We start from the raw sequence: 23,353 nt of genomic DNA, 5'->3' as shown, positions 1-23,353 counted from the left end.
GGGCACATGCTGCGGAAGTTTGGTGCGGCTGCGGTTACGTTGCTCGCAGCGGCGGTTGCGAGTATTTTGGCAATTGCGCCGGGTCGGGCAGATGACGTTCCGGGCGAGTTCGACTTTTACGTCCTCGCCCTCTCCTGGTCGCCCAGCTATTGTGCATCGGAAGGCCCCCGCGCCAACAAGCAGCAATGTGGAACCAATCGTCCCTTCGGTTTCGTGGTGCATGGCCTCTGGCCGCAGAATGAATGGGGTTACCCGGCGAACTGCCAGCTCGACAATGCCCGCAGCCGGGGCAGCTATGTCCCTCGCCCGATCATCTCCCGCCTGTCGGATATCATGCCTTCCGCCGGTCTCGCCGCTTATCAATGGCGCAAGCATGGCAGTTGTTCGGGGCTGTCGCAGGATGAATATTTCTCAACGCTGCGCAACGCTTTCGATCAGGTCAAAATTCCGCCCAGCCTGCGCAATCTGGCGAGTGGTCGGCGTGTTGATCCCCTTCTCGTTGAAAAAGCTTTTATCGCAGCCAATCCCGGCATGAAGCCCGACGGAATTTCGATTAGCTGCAAGCGGAACTATCTTCAGGAAGTTCGCATCTGCATGACAAAAGACCTGCAATACCGCGCTTGCGGTCAGGTCGATGCCAATGCTTGCCGAAGCCGTTCCGTCATGATGCCCGCCACGCAATAAACTTTACATATCCGGTTTAGGAACGAACGATGACACAGATACTCTATTCGCCTGCTTCGCCCTACAGCGCGAAGGTGCGCATGGCCGCTCACTATGCTGGCATTCCGTTTGAAAGCGTCGTCGTCAACACCTCGGCGGAACCGGAGAACCTCATCCATGCCAATCCACTCGGAAAAATTCCGACGCTGGTGACGGATGATGGCAAATCGGTTTTCGACAGCCGTGCAATCATCCAATATCTGAACCGGGTTTCGGGTAACAAGCTCTTCCCGCGTAATGCCGAAAAGCGCACCGATGCAGAGCGCTATGAAGCCATCGCCGACGGTCTCTGCGACGTGCTTCTGGCACATGTCTATGAACGCCGTATGCGTCCCGAAGAAAAGATTCATCAGCCCTGGCTCGACCTGCAATGGCGCAAGGCTGAACGTGCACTCGATCTTCTGAACGAAGCACCGCCACGTCTGGCGGGCAAGCTGCATGGCGGTCATATCGCTGTCGCCGCCACGCTGGGCTATCTGGCGTTGCGCTTCGAGGGCAAATGGGAACGTAACCGTCCCAAGCTCAAGCGCTGGATGAAGCGCTTTCAGGAAGTGCATCCCGAATTGACTGAACTGCTGCCGCGCGGCTGACCGGTCTGGAAAGAATGAAACCCCGGATTTCCGGGGTTTCTTTTTGCGGATTATTGTTTCCCGTCGAGCGCCTGCAATATCCGATAAGCGGCTTTTACGCGCTCATCGATTGGATAATTCCGGTTGGCAAGCAGAACAATTCCGGTCTTCTTCGCGGGAATAAAGGCCGCATAGGCGCCAAAACCGTTGGTCGAGCCTGTCTTGTTGACCAAGACATCCGCTGACGGCTGCAAGGGTTGGTCGAATTTGCTGATTTTGTGCGACTTCAGCGCCATGTCCGACGAATTGCCCGCAAGAAGTGTCTTGAGCGCAGTCGGATAGCTGTAGAACTCCCAGCCAAGCCCCTGATTGTTCGCATCGACACGGTAGTAACCGGTATGCGTTGCGGCGACGGCTTTCTGGAAATCAGGCTCCAGAGATGAGCTGTCGATGTTCAGTTCGATGAAGTGGGCAAGATCAAGCGCAGTGGTCTTGATGCCATAGGCTTGTGCATCCAGCGCCCCGCCCGATACCCGGATCGGCTTGTTGGCTTTGGAATAGCCGTAGGCGTAGTTCTTCATCTGGCTTTCCGGCACATTGATGAAGGTGTTCTTCAGGCCGAATGCAGGCAGAAGCGTTTGTTCCATCAAAACGTCGAACGGCTTGTCCATGCTCCGTGCCGCCAGATAGCCGAACAGGCCGATGCTGGGATTCGAATAGCGACGCTGCGTGCCTGCTGGATAGTCCGGCTTCCAGTTCTTGAAATATGCCAGCATCGAACTGTCATCGGTGACAGCATCGGGAAACTGGAGGGGTAGTCCGCCCGGCGTGTAGGTCCCAAGATCAAGCATGGTGATCTTGTCGAAGCTGCTGCCTGCCAGTTCAGGGGCCCATTTGGTCGCGGGATCGGACAGGGAGAACGCGCCTGTCGCCAGCCCGTAGCCGCCAAGCATTGCAGTGAAGGTCTTGCTGACCGAGCCGATCTCGAAAATCGTGTCTTCAGTGACTTTTTGCCCGCTTTCCTTCGATGCCACACCATAACCGAAGAAGTGGCTCTTGCCGTCGATGGTTATGGCAACCGCCATGCCGGGAATCTTCTGCTCGGCCATGAGTGGGCGCACGATTTCATCGACGATACGGCGCAAATCGTCATCGTTCACCTTGCTTGCAGCCAGCGCACCGCTATTCGGGATAATAGCAGCGGTGGCGAGGAAACCGATCAAAAATGTCGTAGATTTTCTCATGACAGATAGATAAACCTCATGATTATGCGTTCCGCTACGTCTTTCTCAAGACATAGCCGGTATTGCGCGATCCGTTATATTGAAGCCCGCTTACAGCATTTTTTCAACGCTTCTGCGGGATATAAGCCTATCAGGCCCCGCTGATATACGATGCTTGCACAAAGAGGACAAACGACGTTATCTAGCATTTGGCATTAGAAAAATTTGGGGCAACATGGTTCGACCGCATCTCCCGCTCAATTCCCTGCGCGCCTTCGAGGCTTCGGCGCGTCACTTGAGTTTTACGAAGGCCGCGATTGAACTTTGCGTCACGCAGGCAGCTGTCAGCCATCAGGTCAAAAGCCTCGAAACACGCCTGAATGTGACTTTGTTCGAGCGCCTGCCCCGCGGGCTGATGCTGACGAGCGAAGGAGAAACGCTACTCCCCACATTGAAGGACGCATTCGACAGGATTGCCGGAACGCTTGAACGTTTCGAAGCAGGGCATTATCGGGAAATATTGCGCGTGGGTGCGGTCGGCACGCTGGCCGTCGGCTGGCTTATGCCGCGTCTGCGCGACTTTCAGAATCGTTATCCGTTCATCGACCTGCGGCTTTCGACCAACAACAACCGGGTGGACATCGCCGCAGAGGGTCTCGATTACGCCATCCGTTTCGGCAGCGGCGCCTGGCATGGCATCGACGCAACCCGATTGCTGGAAGCACCGTTGTCACCGCTTTGCATTCCGGAACTGGCCCACGAATTGCGAACACCAGCCGATCTCGCGCGGCACACTTTATTGCGCTCCTATCGTGCCGATGAATGGACGCAATGGTTTATGGCAGCAGGCGTCACGGGCGACATGCCCCTGCCCCGAAGCATCATGTTCGATTCGTCGCTCGCGATGATGGAAGCAGCCATGCAGGGAGCGGGCGTAGCACTTGCGCCGCCGCTGATGTTCTCCCGTCAGTTGCTCTCGGAAACCATCATTCAGCCATTCGATACAACGGTGACAATGGGCAGCTACTGGCTGACAAGGCTGCAATCACGGTCGGAAACGCAAGCAATGGCTGCATTTCGCGACTGGCTGGTTGAGGTGGCAAACCTCTAACCCTAAAAACATAACAAAAAACCGGACAGTTGCCTGCCCGGTTTTTCGTGTCCAATTATCAGATAATTAGAACTTGTAGCCAACGCCGACGCGGATGTCGTGGGTGTCGAGCTTGTTACGGACCGTTTCGGTGCCAAGATCATAGTTCTTGTTGCCGAACTGGGTGTAACGGTATTCGACGCGGCCCAGGATGTTGTCCGTGAGCTTGGCTTCCAGACCGGCACCAGCAGTCCAACCAACGCGGAACTTGCTTTCGTCGTCAAAGCCGTTGTCGAGCTTAACCTGCGAACCGGCAACACCAGCCGTGATGTACGGCATAACCGGGTTCAGGTCGTAGCCGAGACGTGCGCGCAGCGAGCCTTCGAAGCCCTGCTTGACTTCCAGACCGTCCTTGGACTTCTTGGCCCAAGAGTAACCGGCGTCACCTTCAACACCGTATACGAACTGGTCCTGCTGGAAGTTCCAACCAGCGTAAGCGCCAGCCTTCATGTCGTCGGGCTTAACGGTACCTACAGTGTCGGTCTTGGCCTTGTTCCAGCCGTAGCCGAGGTACAGACCGGTGTAGCCACCAGCCCAGCTATACTGCGGAGCCATTTCAACCGGAGCCGGAACAGGAGGCTGTTCCTGAATGGCATCAGCAGCGAAAGCAGTCGCAGAGAACGGCAGCAGCGCAGCCGAGGCGATTACGAGAGACTTAAGAGTGCGCATAGCATTCTCCTTACACAAATTACCTTTTGCGCGGTCCCTTATCGGGCGGGCGATGTTGGGAGCAAATCGTCCATGCCGCGCTGACAGGACCGACATATCGGCGGTAATTGCGGCACGAAATGCCCGCTTCTGTGGAGAGAACCTGACGAGAACGTGGCAAAAATGCGATGTTGCATTATCGCAACGCCGGATTCAGCCACCTATATAGTGGGAGAGTTTCGAATGCGGCGACCGCAACAACCGGCAGAAAGAAACGAAGTCGCTGAAATCTCTATCAATTTGTCAGTTATGAATGTTGCAGCCGCTGTTTTTAGCTGCAATCTTCCGACCGAAATGGCATGAAATCGACTGAAGAATCTCGATAAGAAAGTGTTTACCGTGTTGAACGATCACGAGCCCCGCCTGCTTGCTAAATGTCCGGTTCTGGTCACCGGCGGCGCACGGCGTATTGGCAAGGCAATTGTCGAAGACCTTGCCGCCCACGGCTTCCCGGTCGCCATACACTATAATCACTCCATCGATGAAGGCGCGGCCCTCGCAGCGGCCATAAACGAACAAGGCGGGAAGGCCTGTGTTGTGCGCGCAGACCTTTCATCCGAATCCGATGTTCGCAATCTTGTGGAGGATGCGTCACGCCAGATCGGGCCAATCCGGCTTCTGGTCAACAATGCATCGCTCTTTGAAGATGATCACATTGGCCGACTGGATATGGCGCTGTGGGACAAGCACTTTGCCATCCATCTCAAGGCGCCGGTCCTGCTGGCCGAAGAAATGGCGAAAGCCCTGCCCAGCGGCGAAGAGGCGCTTGTCGTCAATGTCATCGACCAGCGCGTCTGGAAGCTCAACCCGAACTTCTTTTCCTATACGCTTTCGAAGACAGCCCTCTGGAATGCCACCCGAACCATGGCGCAGGCGCTTGCACCGGAAATCCGGGTCAATGCAATCGCACCCGGCCCGACATTGCCGAGCGAACGGCAGAAGCCTGGCGACTTCGAACAGCAGGTCGAGAAACTTCTTTTGCAGCGTGCGCCGGAATTGTCGGAATTTGGGCGTACTGTTCGCTATTTCTGGGAAAGCCGCTCCGTCACTGGCCAGATGATCGCACTTGATGGCGGACAGCACCTGGCCTGGGAAACCCCGGATATTGCAGGAATTACGGAATGACTGGAAACCGCAAGAACAATGAGGATGCCGTTGCAAACCTGCCGTCTGATGACGAGCAGGATGTGGCCGGTATTATCATTGGTGACGCGGAAACCGACGATGATGACGAGACCGACGATATAGCCGATGTTCCGGCCTCTCCGTCCGCTGCCGATTCCATTCAATGGGATTCCTCGGACGGCCTGCCGGATATTGAAGGCCTGAGCGGCCAGGACATCATCAATGCTTTCGTGAAGCGTCTGCCGAACAATCCGGGCGTCTACCGCATGTTCAACAGCGATGGTGACGTGCTCTATGTCGGCAAGGCACGCAATCTCAAGAAACGCGTTTCCAACTATGCGCGCGGTATCGGCCATTCAAATCGCATCACGCGAATGATCCGCGAAACGGTGACGATGGAATTCGTTGTCACCCGAACGGAAACCGAAGCCTTGTTGCTTGAAGCCAATCTCATCAAGAGGTTGCGTCCGCGCTTCAACGTGCTGATGCGCGACGACAAGTCGTTTCCCTATATTCTTCTGACCGGCGACCATCGGGCACCCGGCATTTTCAAGCATCGCGGTGCGCGGTCCCGCAAGGGAGACTATTTCGGTCCCTTCGCCTCTGCCGGTGCCGTTGGTCGCACGATCAACGCGCTTCAGCGCGCCTTCCTGCTGCGGACCTGCACGGATTCGGTTTTTGAAACGCGTACCCGTCCCTGCCTTCTCTTTCAGATCAAGCGTTGTTCCGGCCCCTGCACGCACGAGATCAGCGATGAGAACTATGCCGAACTCGTCAATGAAGCCAAGGCGTTTCTTTCCGGCAAGAGCCAGTCGGTAAAGGACCACCTCGCAACGGCAATGCAGGCCGCGTCGGCGGACCTCGATTTTGAGCATGCAGCCGTTTACCGGGATCGTCTGGCGGCGCTTTCTCATGTGCAATCCCATCAGGGCATCAATCCGCAGACGGTTGAAGAGGCTGACGTCTTTGCCATCCATCAGGAAGGCGGCATGACCTGCATTCAGGTCTTCTTCTTCCGTACCGGCCAGAACTGGGGCAATCGCGCCTATTTCCCCAAGGCGGACAGTTCACTAGGCCCGGCAGAGGTTCTGGGGGCATTCCTGTCCCAGTTCTATGACGACAAGCCATGTCCGCGGCTGGTTCTCTTGTCCGAGACGGTTGAGGAGCAATCGCTTATTGCCGAAGCGCTCTCGACGCGCGCGGGCCATAAGGTACAAGTCAACGTCCCCCAGCGCGGAGAGAAGAAGGATCTTGTCGATCACGCGCTTACCAACGCGCGCGAAGCGCTTGGACGACGGCTTGCCGAAACATCTTCGCAAGCCCGCCTGTTGCAAGGCATGGCCGAAACCTTCGGCTTGTCCCAACCGCCGCGCCGGATCGAGGTCTATGATAACTCGCATATCATGGGTACGAACGCTGTCGGCGGCATGATCGTCGCAGGACCGGAAGGCTTCGTCAAAAATCAGTACCGCAAGTTCAACATCCGCTCGACCGATATTACGCCGGGCGACGACTTTGGCATGATGCGCGAGGTAATCGAGCGGCGCTTCTCACGGCTGGTCAAGGAACATGGTACGCCGGAAGAGCCAACTGACGCAGAGGTAACCGACACGTTTCCTGCATGGCCCGACGTCATTCTGATCGACGGCGGGCAAGGTCAGGTTGGCGCGGTCAGGCAAATTCTCGGCGAGCTTGGGATCAGCCATCTCGTCAATGCAATCGGCATTGCCAAGGGCGTCGACCGTGAAGCAGGGCGCGAACGTTTCTTCGTGGAAGGCAAGCAGGCCTTTACACTGCCGCCGCGCGATCCCGTGCTCTATTTCATCCAGCGCCTGCGCGATGAAGCGCACCGGTTTGCCATCGGCACACACCGCGCCCGGCGCAAGAAGGAAATGGTCAAGAACCCGCTTGATGAGATTGCGGGAATCGGTCCGTCGCGAAAGCGTGCGCTTCTGCACCATTTCGGAACCGCAAAGGCCGTCTCCAGAGCCGCGGTTGCCGATCTGATGCAGATCGAAGGCATTTCGGAGGCCATGGCCAAGACGATTCACGATCATTTTCGTGACAGATGACGTAATTTTGTCCGGAATTGAGGCGCAAGCGTCATTAGGTCCCGGTAGAATATATTCGCAGGTGTTGATTTTAACGGTCATCCCTGTTGATGTGCGGCTGACAACGATGCGGCGGAACAATGCAGAAAAAACATACCCTCTCCTTGCCCAATATCCTCACCTATGGCCGGATCATTGCCGTTCCCCTTGTGGTATTGTGCTTCTTTATCGAGGGGAAACTGGAATCGAGCGATTTCGCCCGATGGACCGCCTTGGGATTGTTTGCCGTCGCCAGCATCACGGATTTTTTCGATGGCTATCTCGCCCGCATATGGAAGCAGACCTCGACCATCGGTCGCATGCTTGACCCGATTGCCGACAAGCTTCTCGTATCCGCCATCCTGCTGCTCCTTGCAGCCGACGGAACCATTGCCGGCTGGACGCTTTGGGCTGCGATCATCATCCTGTGCCGCGAAATTCTGGTTTCGGGGCTGCGTGAATATCTTGCCGAGCTGAAGGTCAGCGTTCCCGTTTCCCGTCTCGCCAAGTGGAAAACGACCGCACAAATGATTGCGCTTGCATTTCTGCTCGCAGGCCCTGCTGGTGACAAAGTCATGCCCTATGTAACGGAAATTGGCATTGTCCTGCTTTGGATCTCGGCGCTTCTGACGCTTTATACGGGCTGGGATTACTTCAAGGCGGGCCTCAAACACGTAATGGATTGATCCAGTGGCGGTAAAACTCGTCTATTTCGCATGGGTGCGCGAGAAAATCGGCAAGGGTGAGGAAGTCATCGAACTCCCCTCACCCAAAACAACCGTGGGCGATCTGATCAGCCACCTGAAATCGCGCGGCGAGGAATATGAAGCGGCTTTCGAGCATGAGCATGTCATTCGCGCCGCGATCAACCAGGAACATGCCGAGCATATTGAACTCGTGAATGACGGCGATGAAGTTGCGCTCTTTCCTCCCATGACGGGGGGATGAGATGTGCGGGCCAGAGCATTTCCAGCAAAGGTGCGGAGCGGTTTTGCGCAGGGCATTTTCAATGATTCAAGCAAAACCGGAAACGCCCCAATGACATGCCCACTTTTCGTCGGCATAAGAAACGAAGACTTCGACACGGCAGCGGAGCTGCGCAAGCTTGAGCACGGGCGAACGGATATCGGCGCCATCGTCACCTTTACCGGCCTGTGTCGCGATGAAAGCGGCACGCTTTCGGCTCTGGAGCTGGAACATTATCCGGGCATGGCCGAAGCGGAAATCACCCGCATCGCCCGACAGGCTATCGAGCGCTGGCCGATAACAGCCCTCACGATCATTCACCGTTACGGGCTCATCAAACCGGGCGAAAACATTGTTCTGGTCGCAGCAGCATCATCGCATCGACACGCGGCTTTCGAAGCCGCCTCTTTCCTGATGGACTACATGAAAACCGATGCCCCATTCTGGAAAAGGGAGCATCTTGCAGACGGTTCGGTCGGCGGTTGGGTGTCGTCCAAAGAGGAAGACGAGAAGATTCGCGACCGCTGGCAGCAGTCATAAGCTTTCGATTACTGGCTATTCTATTGATCCCCTTTCTCATTTTAATTGCGAATTAACTATTTAACCCCCTAAAATAACGGGTAATTTGGTCAGCACGTTCTTGCGCTGCCACAATTTTCACATGAAGATTTCGCTAATGTCGGCATTATGAATCAGGCGCTGACAAGCGATGATGACAGACAGATTTGGAATCCGCATCAGCGCCATCTGTCTTACAACAAACAACGCGTGCGGGAACGGAAGTTTCGGGCTTTGACGATGCGAAATGGATTGGCGAAAACCCTCTCAATTGCTGCGGCACTGGTGGTCGGCATTGGCGCGCTTGGCGGCGCTGCCTTGTTCCTGACCACATCGATGCCGACAAGCAGCATGGCGGCGGAAAAAACCGTCAGCGGCAAGGTCATGTATCGCGAGCGCATCGCGCTGCCGCCGGAGGCGAACCTGACGGTTCAGCTTTCCGACGTCTCGCTGGCCGATGCCCCGTCGAAAGTCATTGGTGAAACGCGGATCGAATCCGTTCAGGGATCACCGATCCCGTTTGCCATCAACTTTGATACGGACCAGATCCAGCCGGGCCATACCTATGCCCTGCAGGCACGCATTTCGGCAGGCGATACGCTGTGGTTCGTCAATGACGAACGCTATTCCATTGATCCGGAGAACCCCGGCACCCCGGCAGAGATCAAGGTTGTGATGGTCCGCAAAAGCGGTGACGAAGGCGCGGCCATCGGTATCGAGGGCAAGGACTGGCTCGCGGAGGACATTCAGGGCGGCGGCGTGATCGACAATGCGCAAACCACACTGACGGTTTCGACCGACGGTGCCGTCAGCGGTTCAGGCGGCTGCAACCGTTATTTCAGCAAGGCGGTCGTGACCGGGGACAACATTTCCTTTGCCGATATCGGATCGACCTATGTTCAGTGCCCGCCTGCCCTCATGAACCAGGAGCGCAAGTTTCTCGACGTGCTCGGTAAGACCAAATCCTACAAGATCGATATGGGCAAGCTTGTTCTCTTCGATGACGAAGGGAAAGAAATGGCAAGGCTCGCGCAAAGTCTCTAAAGCAAAAAAGCCCGGCAATGCCGGGCTTTTCTTTGAATTCCGGGTGGGATCAGCCGACGATTTCGGTGCCCGAGAACCAGTATGCGATTTCTTCTGCAGCGGTTTCAGGAGCGTCCGAACCGTGCACGGAGTTTTCGCCGATCGACAGGGCGAATTCCTTGCGGATGGTGCCTTCGTCAGCGTTGGCCGGGTTGGTCGCACCCATGACTTCGCGGTTCTTGGCGATGGCGTTTTCGCCTTCCAGAACCTGAACGATGGTCGGACCGGAAGACATGAATTCGGTCAGTTCGCCGAAGAACGGACGATCTTTGTGAACAGCATAGAAGCCTTCAGCTTCACGCAGGCTCATCCAGACGCGCTTCGAAGCGACGACGCGCAGGCCAGCTGCTTCGAGCTTGGCAGTGATTGCGCCGGTCAGGTTGCGGCGGGTCGCATCGGGCTTGATCATGGAGAAGGTACGTTCGATTGCCATTATGACACCTTGTTCGCTGGAATTTTTAGAAAAGTGAGGCTCTATACCGTCGATAGGCCGAATTGCCAAGAGGCCACGCCATTTTGAACACATCGCATACCGCCTAGCAGCTTGAGACGACGGAAATTTGAAGGCATAGACGAAATTTGAAGGTATAGATTATGCCACTCTGATTCAGGCTATCGGGTAGCGGGGGACTTGTATGGAACAGCATTTTCAAATGTTTGCCTGGTACAATCGCTGGGCCAACGAACTGCTCTATGCCGCTGCTACCGATCTGAGCGACGAGGAATACCGGCTCGATCTCGGGCTGTTCTTCGGTTCGATCCATCGCACGCTCAACCATCTTCTGGTCACCGACCGCATCTGGATGAAGCGGTTTACCGGCGAAGGCGACCATCCAAAGCAACTCGATGCCATCATAACCGATAATTTCATCACGCTGCGCGATCTGCGTAATGCCGAAGATGAACGCATCTGCCGCTATACCGACTCCTTGAACGCCGACAAGCTTGCTGGACGTTTTACCTATACGACCGTTTCGGACATGCGCACGATGAGCCAGCGGCTTGCGCCCTCGCTGGCACATCTGTTCAATCACCAAACCCATCATCGCGGCCAGATCCACGCGGCATTGACGCGGCTCGGTACTGACGCTCCATCGCTCGACCTCTCACAATTCCAGCGAACCGAAGGCGGACGCCGCTTCGCCTGACTGATGTTGATACTTGCGGAAACGCTTCAAGCCGTGCAAAAGCGCTTTCACCATGCTTATCCTTGACGACATCTCCGTACGAATTGCCGGACGCCTCCTGATCGACCACGCCAGCGTAACGCTGCCAGCGGGATCGAAGACGGGTTTCGTGGGCCGCAACGGCACCGGCAAATCTACGCTGTTTCGTGTGATCACGGGCGATCTTGCGCCGGAAACAGGCAGCATCTCGCTTCCGAAAAATACCCGTATCGGTCAGGTGGCGCAGGAAGCGCCCGGCACCGAGGACGCACTGATTGAAATCGTCATGAAGGCGGACAAGGAGCGCACAGCACTTCTTGAAGAGGCTGACACGGCAACCGATCCACACCGCATTGCCGAAATTCATACCCGCCTTGCCGACATCGACGCTCACTCTGCGGAAGCTCGCGCAGGTGCCATTTTGTCCGGTCTCGGTTTCAATGCCGAAGCACAACGCCAGCCCGCATCCGCCTTTTCCGGCGGCTGGCGCATGCGCGTCGCTCTGGCAGCGGTTCTTTTTGCCGAGCCGGACCTGCTGCTCCTCGACGAACCGACCAACTATCTCGACCTTGAAGGCGTGCTGTGGCTGGTCGACTATGTGAAGCGCTATCCGCACACGGTCATCATCATCAGCCACGACCGTGATCTCCTGAACTCGGCGACCAGTTCGATCATGCATCTCGACCAGAAGAAGATCAGCTTCTGGCGTGGCAATTATGATCAGTTCGAGCGCCAGCGCCACGAAATGCTGGAATTGCAGCAGAAGGCCCACGCAAAGCAGGAAGCCCACCGCAAGCACATGGAATCCTTCGTGGAACGGTTCCGCGCCAAGGCCACCAAAGCCCGTCAGGCACAATCGCGCATGAAGGCTTTGGAAAAGCTCAAACCAATCGAGCTTTATGTTGAAAGCAATGTGCAGCCGTTTCGTTTTCCAGACGCTGACAAAAAGACGGCATCGCCTGTCATCGCGCTTGATAATGCCGATGTCGGTTATGTGCCCGGCAAGCCGGTCCTTCGCAATGTGACCTTGCGCATCGACAATGATGACCGCATCGCCCTCCTCGGCTCAAATGGTAACGGCAAGTCGACGCTGGCCAAGCTGATTGCCGGTCGCCTGACGCCGGAAAAAGGCACGCTTACGCTTTCACCGAGCTTGAAGGTCGCATTCTTCGCACAGCATCAGATGGATGATCTGATCCCCGAAGACAATGCCATCGAGCATGTGCGCAAGCTCATGCCGACGGAACCGGAGGCGAAGGTGCGCGCGCGTGTTGCGCAGATGGGCCTTTCGACCGAGAAGATGCTGACACCGGCCAAAGACCTGTCCGGTGGCGAGAAAGCGCGTCTCCTGATGGGACTTGCGACCTTTCACGGTCCCAACCTGTTGATCCTCGACGAACCGACCAACCATCTCGACATCGACAGCCGCGAAGAGCTTGTGCATGCGCTCAACGCTTTCAACGGCGCGGTTATCCTGATTGCCCACGACCGCCATCTTATCGAAGCTACGATGGAACGGCTCTGGCTGGTCCGCGAAGGCGGCGTAAAGGCGTTTGAAGGCGATCTCGATGAATACCGGCAGATTGTTCTGGCCGATGCCAAGGGAGAACCGGCCGCCGACCGCGACGATAACGCCAAGGTCAACAAGGCCGAACAGCGAAAACTCGCCGCCCAGAAACGTGAAACCATGGCGCCACTGCAGAAAAAGATCAAGGAAACCGAAGCCTTGATCCAAAAACTGCAGAAACAGATTCAAGGCTTCTCGTCACAACTGGAAGATCCGGCCCTTTACGAGAAGGAACCTCAGAAGGCGATCCGGATCAACAAGGACATGAGTGACGCCCGTTCTGCACTTGCGGATGCTGAGGACAAGTGGCTGGAACTTTCCACCGAATATGAAGAAGCGATGGCGGACTGAAAACCGCTTCAAAGCGCTTTTTCTGGCGGTAGGACCAACGTTTCCAGTGCGAAAGCCTGCAGTCCTGCCAGAATGTTGGCGAAATTGACAACAATATAAAATGTTGGCATAATCGACAACATGAAAGCGCAAAAGCTAACCGAGCATAAGAGCGTCGAGACAGACGGAAGTATTTCCAGTTTGTTGTCTGGCAGGTTCCAACGCCGGTGCCGCCAGCGTCCCACGGGTTCAAATACCGGATGGTCTATATTCAAAACGGAGAACGTGTCGTCGGCTTTGATAACGAACGTGGAAAAGGCGACCACATGCATCTGGATGGGAAAGAATATCCTTATCAGTTCACAAACTTGGACCAACTCATTGAGGATTTTTTATTCGAAGTAGAGAAACGGAGACGATCATGAGAACACTGACAATCACGACGAATCCGAACTGGAAATCGGCGTTGCGTGCGGCTGGACAACGCGCCAAGATTGGTGTGGCCTCTGGTGAATATCAAGGCGAGACGCTTAATTTCGAGACCCCAGGAGCTTTCTTTTCTCACCTCACCGAACGGCGTTGGCTCTTGCTTAATGAGCTTTTGGGAAGCGGTACAGTGGGCGTGCGGGAACTTGCGCGCCGATTGGGTCGCGATGTCAAGCGTGTCCATGAAGACGCGGCAGCTCTAGTCGAATTGGGCCTGATCGAAAAAGACGAGCGAGGCGCGCTATATTGCCCGTTTAGCAATATCCATGTTGACATGGTGATGACACCGTCGACGAAAGTTGCGTGAGCGCCGGTATTGGTTTTGTGCGTCACAAAAGGACGCACAGCACTCTATCTGTTTGTTTATACGCATTATCCAACGCAAAACCGCTTCGCACTTTTGCTGTAAATGCTCTAAGTGAACATCAATAAGGTCACGATTGCCAGCGCCAGCCAACCCACGATGCGCATGGCAACCGGCAGAGGGCGGGGCATGAACCGCACCGCGAGAAGCGCGAAAATAACGGTCAGAGTGGGAAACCCGAAATAAAGGGCAGCGTAACCGCTCTGCCCTTCAAAGGAAGAGCCGAAGACGCCAAGCTTTTCGAGTGGTATCAGCGCAACCAGTGCGGCAACAGCCGAAAGCAGCAACAGCAGCAATCTGTCGGAAATTTTGCAGAGCATCGTCATCAATCAGCTCTGGGGACGCAGGCGCGTGCGCATCAGGGCATAAAGACCGAATGCACCGAGGATCAGACCGATGGTCGTATAGACCTCGTCAGGCGTTTCGGCCCCACGGCGCAATACGAGATCGGCTTTTGAAACCTGAAGCCCATCGGTATTTCCCTGCACCAGACGAAATGCATAAAGCCCCGGAATGACCGGATCGATGTCCCCGGCGCTCTGGCGCAGAACGCTGCCATCCTGCGGGCGGTCCGTATTGATGGAACCGCTGGTGGAGGCGAAATCGAGTCCCTGGGAGAGAACCGGCTGACCGTCGCGGCTGACCGCAAGCGTAACCGCCGAGCGCCTTTCTGCAGGCACGTAACCCGGCAAAGGCGTGGCATCGATGAACACACGCACAGGCCCATCAGCCGCCGACAACCTGACTTCCTGTATCTTGAAGCCGCTCTGACGATTTTCAAGCATGGTCCAGCGGCCAATCTCGCTGCCCGTGAAATGGCGCATATACCAAGGATAGCCGATGCCAAGGCCAAACCCGGCGACGATCATCAAAATGAATAGAGCCCGTATCACGCCTTGCGCTCCCAGCGGCGATCTGGCGTCTGCTGCCAATAGGTCAAGTCGTGATTTCCTGCCTTGAAATTCTTCCATTGCCCTCGGGCAATATCAAGCTGATCCTGATCATGCCCGTCGAACATGACGACAAGACGCTCATAAGCATCCGCCTGTTCCAGCCCGGCGCCTTCAACGAGAAAGCGCACCGTCGCTCCATTCGGATTGGCCTCACTGGTGGTCAGTAATACCGGCTGGTGTTCGGGATGAGGCTCTTTATCCGTGCCATGCGCCACGAAGGATGTATCGGAGAAGGTCCAGAGCAAACCGTCCAGCGCATCGCGTCTTTCCTCGCTGACCGTCTGGATCGTGACGCGCCAGCCGCGTCCGAGCGAACGCTCGACCAAACCAGGCAAGGCCTCGTCGAGTGTCGATTCCGTCAGATGGTAGAAGAGAATTTCCGCCATGCAATATCCGTTTCGGGAATGGGTGAAGAAATTGATTCCGCTTCTCCACCCATCCTTTTGTTTGGAAAAGATTTTAGCTTTCGAAATGATCCCGGACAAGGCGGTCCAGCAGGCGGACGCCATAGCCGGAAGCCCATGTCTGGCTATATTCGTTTGCTGGCGATCCCATGGCTGTTCCGGCAACGTCGAGATGCGCCCACGGGGTATCGCCGACAAAGCGCTTCAGGAACTGCGCGGCCGTAATCGATCCGCCGTAACGGCCGGCACTGTTCTTCATATCGGCAAACTTCGAATCGATCATCTTGTCGTATTCAGTGCCGAGCGGCAGGCGCCACAACTTTTCGCCGGTCGACTGGCCCGCATCGTAAAGCTGGTCCGCAAGCTCGTCGTCGTTGGAGAAGAGACCGGCATGATATTGGCCGAGTGCAACCATGACGGCACCCGTAAGGGTGGCCAGATTGATAATGAAGCGCGGCTTGAAACGATCATTCGTATAGTGCAGCGCATCGGCGAGGACGAGACGGCCTTCAGCATCAGTATTGATGACTTCAATCGTCTGCCCCGACATGGATGTCACGATGTCGCCTGGGCGCTGTGCATTGCCATCCGGCATATTTTCGACAAGGCCGATAATGCCGATGGCGTTGACCTTTGCCTTGCGACCGGCCAGAGCGCGCATCAGGCCCGTGACGGCTGCCGCGCCGCCCATGTCGCCTTTCATGTCCTCCATGCCACCGGCAGGCTTGATGGAAATACCGCCCGTATCGAACACTACGCCCTTGCCGACAAAAGCAACCGGCTTTTCTTTGCTCTTCGCGCCCTGCCATTCCATGACAACCAGTCGCGGCGGGCGAACGGAACCCTGTGCTACGCCCAGAAGCGCGCCCATACCGAGCTTCTTCATTTCCTTCTCGCCGAGGACTTCAACTTTTACGCCAAGCTTTTCGAGCTTCTCGGCTTCCTGTGCAAACTCGACCGGACCGAGAATGTTCGCAGGCTCATTGACGAGATTGCGCGCCTGGATAACGCCGTCCGCGACCGCTTCTGCAACTTCAAAAGCACGCTTTGCCGTGTGCGGGTCAGCAACGCAGATGCTGACCTTGGCAGCGTGTTTCGGATCGCCATTTTCCTCATTGTTCTTGCGCGTCTTGTAGCGTTCGAACTTGTAGGAGCGCAGAATCATGCCAAGCGCCAAATCTGCTGCTTCGTCACCTGCGATGGTGGTTTCAGGCAATGCAAGCGTTACGGTCGCACGCTCGGCTTTGCCGATTCGTGAAAACGCCGCGCCACCAATCTTGAGCCAGTCGTCATTGCCAAGCTTGCCGGTTTCGCCGACGCCGACCAGAACGATCTTGTCGATGCCGCTGGAAGTTGTCTCGATCGCTTCCGCCGACTTGCCCAATGCGCCGGTAAATCCGGAAATTTCGGCAATACGCTTGATCTTTTCCGCGCCACCCACGGCCTGAGCCGCTTCATCCGCAAAACCGCCGCCCTTGGCGACGAGGACGATGGACACACCTTTTTCCGGTACTGCAAAATCGCTGAAAGAGATCGAAGGACGTTTAGACATGACAACTCCAAACTTGGTGTCGATTTGAGAATGACACGATTGTGTCGCGACTTTTCCCCACTCATGTGAGACGAATATGGCGAAACAGCAAGAGCAGATCCCAGATTGTCCAGTTTTAGCCCGAGGAAAACCGTGCAGGACACAATTGCAAACTCGTCTTACATGCTTCCCGCAAAAACCGGTTGCCTTGAGCCCACTCATCACCCATTAAGGGAAACAGCAGAGCTGGCATCTTCATGATGCTTTTAGTAATCTGTTAACCGCGTTTATTGGGCCAATCTTAGCCAAGCGTCATTAAGTTTAGTGATTATCACGAGTGCCGCAGCCATTTTCAGGTGCGCATTCTTCAACGGAACCGGGATGTAGACTCCACCTATGCGATTGATTGAGTTGTACATCTTACGCCGGGTGGCGATCATGTTCCTCGCAGTGCTTGGGGCGGCAGTCGGTATTACCTGGACCGTGCAGGTGCTTCAGCGCATCGACTTTCTGACCACAAGCGGCCAGACATTCCAGACAATCATTCAATTCAGCTCGCTGTTGATTCCGTCAGCCATCCCGCTCGTGATGCCGTTTGCGCTGATCATTGCGATCACACAGACGCTGTCCACCATGAACCAGGATTCCGAGCTGGTCGTTATCAATGCATCGGGTGCCCCGCGCAGTGCGGTGATGCGCCCTATTCTGATTCTTGCGGCCGTGATTTCCGTCGTCTCGTTTCTCGTCGCCAATTATGTCGATCCCTATGCGCGCATGAACATGCGCGCCATGATCGCCAATGCCAGCGCCGATCTGATGAATGTCATCGTTCAGGAAGGCAATTTCCGCAAACTGGCGGACAATCTTTATATTCAGGTCGCGGAACGACGCGCCGATGGCAGCATTGGCGGGCTTTTCATCGCCGATTCCCGCGATCCATCGCTTGACCTCATCTATTATGCTGCCGATGGCGCAATTGCTTCGACGCCAAGCGGTGACATGCTCTTGATGCAGAACGGCGAAGTTCAGCGGCGTGACGTGTCGGATGGCACGGTTTCGATCATCAAGTTCAATTCCTACGCATTCGATCTCAGCCAGTTCGCCTCGGCTGGCGACGATTTCGTCATCTATGCGAAAGACCGTCCGCTGTCCTATCTTTTGAACCCGGACCCGAATGACCCGATCCTTCAGACCCGCCCATTGCGCTATAAGGCCGAATTGCACCGGCGTCTGACGCAATGGCTCTATCCGGTAGTCTTTGCAATGATCGCACTGGCTTTTGCGGGCGATTCCCGTTCGCATCGCGAAGCTCGTGTCTCTGCGTCCTTCTCGGCGATCAGCACCGCCCTCCTCGTCTATTGGGCAGGCTATTTCGCATCCGACCGGGCCGACAAGGATGCAGGCTATATCGTCGTCATGTATCTCGTGCCCGCCGCCGTCATCCTTGTGACTGGCTTTGCGCTCGCCACCGGGCGACGGATCGGCCTGCCGGACAAATGGAACGACCGTATTCTCGACAATTTCGACAGTCTGAGAAATCGCGTTTCGGAGCTTTATGCCCGCCTCACGGGACGTTCCCGCAATAAAGCCGGAGGTCAGGCATGATCGGCTGGACGCTCGGGCGCTATTTCTTCATCCGCTATGTGCAGATCACGTTCTATTTTCTGCTCGGCATCTTCGCATTGTCGCTGCTTCTCGATTTCACCGAGAATGCGAGCAAGCTTTCAAACCTGCCGGACTATTCGGTGTGGGCTGCGCTTGGCCTTTCCGCCATGCGCGTACCCTTCATCATGCAGCAGATGATCCCGTTTGTTGCCCTGTTCTCCGCAATGGCGACGCTCATCTCGCTCAATAGAAAATACGAACTGGTCGTCGCTCGCTCCGTTGGTGTGTCGGCCTGGCAATTCCTTCTGCCTGCCTGCTTCGGCGCATTCCTGTTTGGCCTAGCGACGATCTTCATCCTCAATCCATTCGCCGCCTACGGTTTTGCCAAGGCCGACGAGATTGCATCGACATGGAAGACCGGCAAGGTTACCGACGTTTCCGCCCTGCGCGACCCGTGGCTGCGCCAGAAAACGGATGAAGGCGAAACCATCATCGGCGCAAAGAGCATTCTGGATCAGGGCGCGACACTTGCTGACGCGACATTCATTCAGTTCGATGAGAAGAAGAATATCAGGGTACGCTACGACGCACGGACCGCACAACTGCAGGACGGCCACTGGGAGCTTACCGACGTGACGCGATTCGCGCGCGGCGAAGAACCCGAGAAAATGGCGAGTTTCCAGATCGAGACGCAGCTTCGTCCGGAATATGTGGAAGAGAAGCTCGCGACGCCGGACACGATCCCCTTCACGCAGTTGCGCCACAAGATCGAGGTCGCGCGTTCCTTCGGTTACTCCGCAAACGCATTTGACATGCAATACCAGTCACTTCTGGCATTGCCGGCATTGCTGATGGCGATGACTCTCATTGCTGCAACAGTGTCGTTGAAATTTGTGCGATTTGGTCAGTCAGGAGCTATGATTCTGGGTGGCGTTATCGCAGGCTTCATGCTTTATGTCGTTTCGGTGCTAGTGAAGGCATTCGGGAATGCGGGATTCGTTCCGCCATTCGTGGCTGCCTGGGTTCCGGTTATTATCGCGACATTCTTTGGTGTCTCCTTTTTGTTGCATAAGGAGGATGGTTAGTGGGTTCGAGTAACGCCCGCATGGTATTGCCCCATTCGCTCTCGCGCCTAACGCGCGGGACGGCCTTGGCGTGCGTCCTTGCTTTGCCTTTCATTTCTGTCGCGGCCCTGCCCTCACCCGCATCGGCACAGGACGCTCTTGCTGCCAATTACAAGAGCGATCCGAACGCACGCATGCTTCTGCAGGCTGATGAGCTTGTCTATGATCGCGACGTCAATACCGTCACGGCTCAGGGCAAGGTGCGCATCGAGTATGACGGCAATCATCTCGTCGCCGACAAGGTAACCTATAACCAGCAAACGCGGCGCATGACCGCGACGGGTAATGTTGAGGTCGTCGAGCGCGACGGCAACAAGATCTATTCCGACCATATGGATGTCACCGACAGTTTCCGCGACGGCTTCGTAAATGGCCTGCGCGTCGAGACGACGGATAACACCCGCTTTGCCGCTGAAAGTGCTGAACGCAGCAACGGCGAAATCACGACGTTCAACAATGGCGTCTATACGGCCTGCGAACCCTGTGCGAAGAATCCGGACAAGCCTGTTCTCTGGCAGATCAAGGCGCGCAAGATCATCTGGAACAGCACGACGAAGACGGTCCGTTTCGAACATGGCCGCTTCGAGTTCTTCGGCATGCCACTTGCCTACTTCCCGGCATTCGAGATGGCCGACCCGACGGTGAAGCGCAAGAGCGGCTTCCTGTTTCCGGGTTTCTCCTACAAGGATGATCTGGGTGTCGGCATTAAGAACTCGTATTTCTGGGCACTTGCTCCAAACTACGACGTCACGCTTTCAACGACGGCTTACACCAAGCAGGGCTTCCTGACCGAAGCCGAATGGCGTCATCGCCTGGAAAATGGCACATACAATCTTCGTATTGCGGGCATTCACCAGAACAAGCCCGGTGAATTCGATGCCGATTCTGTAGACCGATACGAAGACAACCGCGGTATGGTTGCGTCGAAAGGCGACTTTAATCTTAATTCGCGCTGGCGTTTTGGCTGGGATGTGATGGCACAGACCGACCGGAATTTCAGCCGCACCTATGGCCTTGAAGGCTATAACGCCGAAACTCAGGTGTCCAAAATATATCTTACGGGTATCAACAACCGTAATTATTTCGACCTGAATTTCTATCGCTTCAATGTGCAGGAATCTCTCTTGTCGGATAATCCGAATGAGATGCACTCGAAGCAGCCTTGGGTTTTCCCGAGCCTCGATTATTCCTACACAATGCCAGAGCCAGTCTATGGCGGTGAACTGAACTTCAATACCAATCTGCAGGCGCTGTATCGCCAGAATGCAAATCATACGGTGAACCCGAACAATGGCTTGCCTTATTATGCTCGTATTCCCGGCTTTAGCGGCACGAATGTTCGCCTGACTACTGAAGCTGAATGGAAGCGCACATTCATCACGCCTGCCGGTCTTGTCATCACGCCGTTGCTGGCATTACGCGGTGATGCGATTGGCGCCAACACGAATTTTGATCCGGCGAGTGCTGGTTATACGGATGCACTCGTGCGTTCGGAGGCTCTTCGCGCCATGGCAACCGCAGGGCTTGAACTGCGCTGGCCAATCCTGTTCTCGACCACCAGCTCGACGCATATCATCGAGCCGATCGCACAGCTTTATGTTCGCAACAACGAACGCTATGCGGGCGAATTGCCAAATGAAGACGCCCAGAGCTTTGTTTTCGACGCGACGAACCTGTTCTCGCGTGACAAGTTCTCCGGTTATGACCGTGTTGAGGGCGGCACTCGCGCCAATCTCGGTTTGCGCTATTCGGGCAACTTCAACAATAGCGACTGGGCTCTTTATGCTCTCGGCGGCCAGTCGTTCCAGTTGGGTGGCGTAAACTCTTACGGCACAAGCGACTTCCTGAATGTCGGCGCAGATTCCGGCTTGCAGGATGCACGATCTGACTATGTGGCCATGATCGGTACGTCCAACTCGACAGGCCTTGCTCTGGCTGCTCGCGGACGCTTCGACAAGGAGAGTTTCTCGGTCCAGCGTGGCGAACTTGAAGCCCAGCAGAGCTGGCAGAAGCTGACCGTTTCCGCTCAGTACGCCTATATCGCCCCGCAACCTGCTTACGGATATAACGATCTCCGTCAGGAAGTTACGGGCTCTGCGACAGCGCGCATCAATGCAAACTGGCGCGTTTTCGGTTCAGGCACCTATGATATGGTATCTGATACCTTGGTCCGCGCATCGTCAGGGCTCGCCTATGATGATGAGTGCTTCACTTACTCAATGGCTTATGTCCAAACCCGCAATCCAGGGGACGACAAACCATCTCATAGCGTCGGCTTCAACATTTCGCTGCGTACCCTGGGTGACATCGGTAGCGGCAATCAGACTTTCTAAACTTGACAGACCGGAAGCACTAGAAATGCTTCCGGTCTTTTCATTTCATTCGACAAAGAAATTTGCACATCAAAGCCTGATTTGGCTTTCTTTCTGTAGTATTCACACGATACAACCTTCGCAAAATAGCTTTTGGGTCATTGTTTCGCCGCACTGGGTCATCTATACAGGCAGCTTATGATCAGCCGCTGATATGATTGATTGATTGTTTGGCTGCCGACGATAATGACCATAAAGGGATACGTCCGGTAAGGATTGTCGTTCATCGACCGGAAGGAATCGGGAAAGAAAGATGATGATTGCAAGACCTCTCTTCGCCTCCATGCTGAGCGCCGCAGTCTGCCTGACGACGCTTGGAACGGTTGCGGTTCCAGCATTTGCTGCAGGTGCAGGTTCCGAGGTCAAGGTTATCGTTTCCGGCAACGCCATCACCAACAGCGATATTCAGCACCGCATGGCCTTTTTGAAGTTGCAGCGCAAGGGCGGCAATCTCAGCCAGATTGCCAAGCAAGAGCTGACTGATGAAATGTTGAAGCGCGTCGAGATGAAATCGCGCGGCATCAATATTTCCGAACAGCAGGTCGATGAGGCTTATGCCGGTTTTGCCAGCCGTAACAAGATGAGTCTGGCACAGCTCAATCAGTTGATGAATCAGTCGGGCGTTACGCCGGATCATTTCAAGAAATACATCATGGTCCAGATGGGCTGGGGCCGTCTCGTCAGCGCCCGTTTCCGTGCGACCGGCATGGTCAGCGAACAGGAAGCCGTTCAGCGTATGTTGAAGGATGGCGGCAAGAAGCCTGTGGCGACCGAATATCGTCTCCAGCAGGTCATTTTCGTGGTACCGGCTTCCAAGCGCTCTCCTGCCCTGCTCGCCAAGCGCAAGCAGGAAGCCAATGCACTTCGCTCGCGCTTCCAGAATTGCGATGCAACCCGTCAGCAGGCCAAGGGCATTCTTGACGTAACCGTCCGCGATCTTGGCCGCATTATCGAACAGCAATTGCCTGGCGAATGGTCCAAGGCGGTCAAGTCCACATCGGTTGGCGGCACCACCCCGCCGCAGGAAACCGAAAAGGGCGTTGAATTCCTGGCCGTCTGCTCAACCCGGCAAGTGTCGGATGACCGCGTCGCCCAGCTCGTCTTCTCCATGGAAGGCGCGGATTCCGCTGCTGGCCAGGAAAAGAAGGCGGAACAGCTCAGCGAGAAATATCTCAAGGAACTGCGCGAAAAGGCGACGATCGTCAATCGCTAAACCGACCTGACGGATTCATCCGTATTCATTGGACTATTGACGC

The 23,353-nt window shown here is 55.6% G+C and carries 24 protein-coding genes; 17 read left to right on the top strand and 7 right to left on the bottom strand.

The genetic code is table 11. The features are described from left to right. The first annotated feature begins 6 nt into the window (after nt 1-6). Together F9K94_RS00340 and F9K94_RS00335 are read left to right on the top strand one after the other, a co-directional pair. Nucleotides 7-684, top strand: coding sequence for a ribonuclease T2 family protein (locus F9K94_RS00340; protein WP_151642978.1), 678 nt, complete (start codon nt 7-9; stop codon nt 682-684). Nucleotides 685-713: 29 nt separating this feature from the next. Then, nucleotides 714-1,313, top strand: a complete 600-nt coding sequence (locus tag F9K94_RS00335; protein WP_010661684.1) for a glutathione S-transferase — start codon at nt 714-716, stop codon at nt 1,311-1,313. 50 nt (nt 1,314-1,363) lie between these two features. Here the strand turns inward: F9K94_RS00335 and blaOCH are convergent, their stop codons facing one another. After that, nucleotides 1,364-2,536 (bottom strand): OCH family extended-spectrum class C beta-lactamase, encoded by a 1,173-nt coding sequence (gene blaOCH, locus F9K94_RS00330; protein WP_151642976.1) that lies wholly within the window; start codon nt 2,534-2,536, stop codon nt 1,364-1,366. A gap of 214 nt (nt 2,537-2,750) precedes the next feature. On the opposite strand from blaOCH, the gene gcvA reads away from it, so the two are divergent. Next, nucleotides 2,751-3,626: a transcriptional regulator GcvA gene (gene gcvA, locus F9K94_RS00325; protein WP_151642974.1), complete on the top strand. Its 876-nt coding sequence runs from the start codon at nt 2,751-2,753 to the stop codon at nt 3,624-3,626. 66 nt (nt 3,627-3,692) lie between these two features. Here gcvA and omp25 read toward each other — a convergent pair whose 3' ends face one another. Continuing rightward, nucleotides 3,693-4,334, bottom strand: coding sequence for an outer membrane protein Omp25 (omp25, locus tag F9K94_RS00320; protein WP_140019826.1), 642 nt, complete (start codon nt 4,332-4,334; stop codon nt 3,693-3,695). Nucleotides 4,335-4,712: 378 nt separating this feature from the next. Between omp25 and F9K94_RS00315 the strand changes: the two genes are divergently transcribed. From F9K94_RS00315 to F9K94_RS00290, 6 genes are all read left to right on the top strand, one after another. Then, nucleotides 4,713-5,498, top strand: a complete 786-nt coding sequence (locus tag F9K94_RS00315; protein ID WP_235920550.1) for an SDR family oxidoreductase — start codon at nt 4,713-4,715, stop codon at nt 5,496-5,498. After that, the gene (uvrC, locus tag F9K94_RS00310) at nt 5,495-7,570 is read left to right on the top strand and encodes an excinuclease ABC subunit UvrC (protein ID WP_151642970.1); all 2,076 of its coding nucleotides are present in this window, start codon (nt 5,495-5,497) and stop codon (nt 7,568-7,570) included. Before F9K94_RS00315 ends, uvrC begins: the two co-directional genes overlap by 4 nt. Nucleotides 7,571-7,689: 119 nt before the next feature. Beyond that, nucleotides 7,690-8,274, top strand: a complete 585-nt coding sequence (gene pgsA / locus F9K94_RS00305) for a CDP-diacylglycerol--glycerol-3-phosphate 3-phosphatidyltransferase (protein WP_151642968.1) — start codon at nt 7,690-7,692, stop codon at nt 8,272-8,274. Between the two features lie 4 nt (nt 8,275-8,278). Then, nucleotides 8,279-8,536 carry a molybdopterin converting factor subunit 1 gene (gene moaD / locus F9K94_RS00300; RefSeq protein WP_151554821.1) on the top strand — a complete coding sequence of 86 codons (258 nt, stop codon included), beginning with the start codon at nt 8,279-8,281 and terminating at the stop codon, nt 8,534-8,536. A gap of 90 nt (nt 8,537-8,626) precedes the next feature. Next, nucleotides 8,627-9,094: a molybdenum cofactor biosynthesis protein MoaE gene (locus tag F9K94_RS00295; protein WP_061347322.1), complete on the top strand. Its 468-nt coding sequence runs from the start codon at nt 8,627-8,629 to the stop codon at nt 9,092-9,094. A gap of 258 nt (nt 9,095-9,352) precedes the next feature. Then, a complete protein-coding gene (locus F9K94_RS00290) occupies nt 9,353-10,156 on the top strand; it encodes a YbaY family lipoprotein (protein WP_151644070.1) in 804 nt (267 codons plus the stop codon). A gap of 49 nt (nt 10,157-10,205) precedes the next feature. Here F9K94_RS00290 and ndk read toward each other — a convergent pair whose 3' ends face one another. Continuing rightward, nucleotides 10,206-10,628: a nucleoside-diphosphate kinase gene (ndk, locus tag F9K94_RS00285; RefSeq protein WP_010661674.1), complete on the bottom strand. Its 423-nt coding sequence runs from the start codon at nt 10,626-10,628 to the stop codon at nt 10,206-10,208. A gap of 202 nt (nt 10,629-10,830) precedes the next feature. Here ndk and F9K94_RS00280 point away from each other — a divergent pair, with 202 nt between their 5' ends. From F9K94_RS00280 to F9K94_RS00265, 4 genes are all read left to right on the top strand, one after another. Further along, on the top strand, nt 10,831-11,343 hold the full coding sequence (locus F9K94_RS00280) for a DinB family protein (RefSeq protein ID WP_151642966.1): 513 nt from the start codon (nt 10,831-10,833) through the stop codon (nt 11,341-11,343). 52 nt (nt 11,344-11,395) lie between these two features. Next, nucleotides 11,396-13,279, top strand: coding sequence for an ABC-F family ATP-binding cassette domain-containing protein (locus F9K94_RS00275; protein WP_151642964.1), 1,884 nt, complete (start codon nt 11,396-11,398; stop codon nt 13,277-13,279). A gap of 206 nt (nt 13,280-13,485) precedes the next feature. Further along, a complete protein-coding gene (locus tag F9K94_RS24630) occupies nt 13,486-13,683 on the top strand; it encodes a toxin-antitoxin system TumE family protein (protein WP_235920549.1) in 198 nt (65 codons plus the stop codon). Then, on the top strand, nt 13,680-14,051 hold the full coding sequence (locus F9K94_RS00265; RefSeq protein WP_061347317.1) for an HVO_A0114 family putative DNA-binding protein: 372 nt from the start codon (nt 13,680-13,682) through the stop codon (nt 14,049-14,051). Before F9K94_RS24630 ends, F9K94_RS00265 begins: the two co-directional genes overlap by 4 nt. Before the next feature lie 107 nt (nt 14,052-14,158). Here the strand turns inward: F9K94_RS00265 and F9K94_RS00260 are convergent, their stop codons facing one another. From F9K94_RS00260 to F9K94_RS00245, 4 genes are all read right to left on the bottom strand, one after another. Next, entirely contained in the window at nt 14,159-14,434 is a 276-nt protein-coding gene (locus F9K94_RS00260) for a hypothetical protein (RefSeq protein WP_151642960.1), read from the bottom strand. A 3-nt stretch (nt 14,435-14,437) separates the two neighbouring features. Continuing rightward, the gene (gene bspB / locus F9K94_RS00255; RefSeq protein WP_151644068.1) at nt 14,438-14,998 is read right to left on the bottom strand and encodes a type IV secretion system effector BspB; all 561 of its coding nucleotides are present in this window, start codon (nt 14,996-14,998) and stop codon (nt 14,438-14,440) included. Beyond that, a complete protein-coding gene (locus tag F9K94_RS00250) occupies nt 14,998-15,447 on the bottom strand; it encodes a DNA polymerase III subunit chi (RefSeq protein ID WP_151642958.1) in 450 nt (149 codons plus the stop codon). The genes bspB and F9K94_RS00250 overlap by 1 nt, the downstream gene beginning before the upstream one ends. Nucleotides 15,448-15,520: 73 nt before the next feature. Continuing rightward, nucleotides 15,521-17,017, bottom strand: coding sequence for a leucyl aminopeptidase (locus F9K94_RS00245; RefSeq protein ID WP_151642956.1), 1,497 nt, complete (start codon nt 17,015-17,017; stop codon nt 15,521-15,523). A 375-nt stretch (nt 17,018-17,392) separates the two neighbouring features. Between F9K94_RS00245 and lptF the strand changes: the two genes are divergently transcribed. The 4 genes from lptF (at nt 17,393) to F9K94_RS00225 (ending at nt 23,310) form a co-directional block, all read left to right on the top strand. Continuing rightward, nucleotides 17,393-18,601: an LPS export ABC transporter permease LptF gene (lptF, locus tag F9K94_RS00240; protein WP_061347313.1), complete on the top strand. Its 1,209-nt coding sequence runs from the start codon at nt 17,393-17,395 to the stop codon at nt 18,599-18,601. Beyond that, entirely contained in the window at nt 18,598-19,686 is a 1,089-nt protein-coding gene (gene lptG / locus F9K94_RS00235) for an LPS export ABC transporter permease LptG (protein WP_151642954.1), read from the top strand. Before lptF ends, lptG begins: the two co-directional genes overlap by 4 nt. Before the next feature lie 20 nt (nt 19,687-19,706). Beyond that, a complete protein-coding gene (locus tag F9K94_RS00230) occupies nt 19,707-22,058 on the top strand; it encodes an LPS-assembly protein LptD (protein WP_151644066.1) in 2,352 nt (783 codons plus the stop codon). 292 nt (nt 22,059-22,350) lie between these two features. Further along, the gene (locus F9K94_RS00225) at nt 22,351-23,310 is read left to right on the top strand and encodes a peptidylprolyl isomerase (protein WP_061347310.1); all 960 of its coding nucleotides are present in this window, start codon (nt 22,351-22,353) and stop codon (nt 23,308-23,310) included. Nucleotides 23,311-23,353 lie beyond the last annotated feature (43 nt).

The organism is Brucella tritici, from assembly GCF_008932285.1.
Classification (GTDB): Bacteria; Pseudomonadota; Alphaproteobacteria; order Rhizobiales; family Rhizobiaceae; genus Brucella; species Brucella tritici.
Note: the sequence above shows the minus strand (reverse complement) of the source record. Positions and strands in the feature narration are given on the sequence as shown.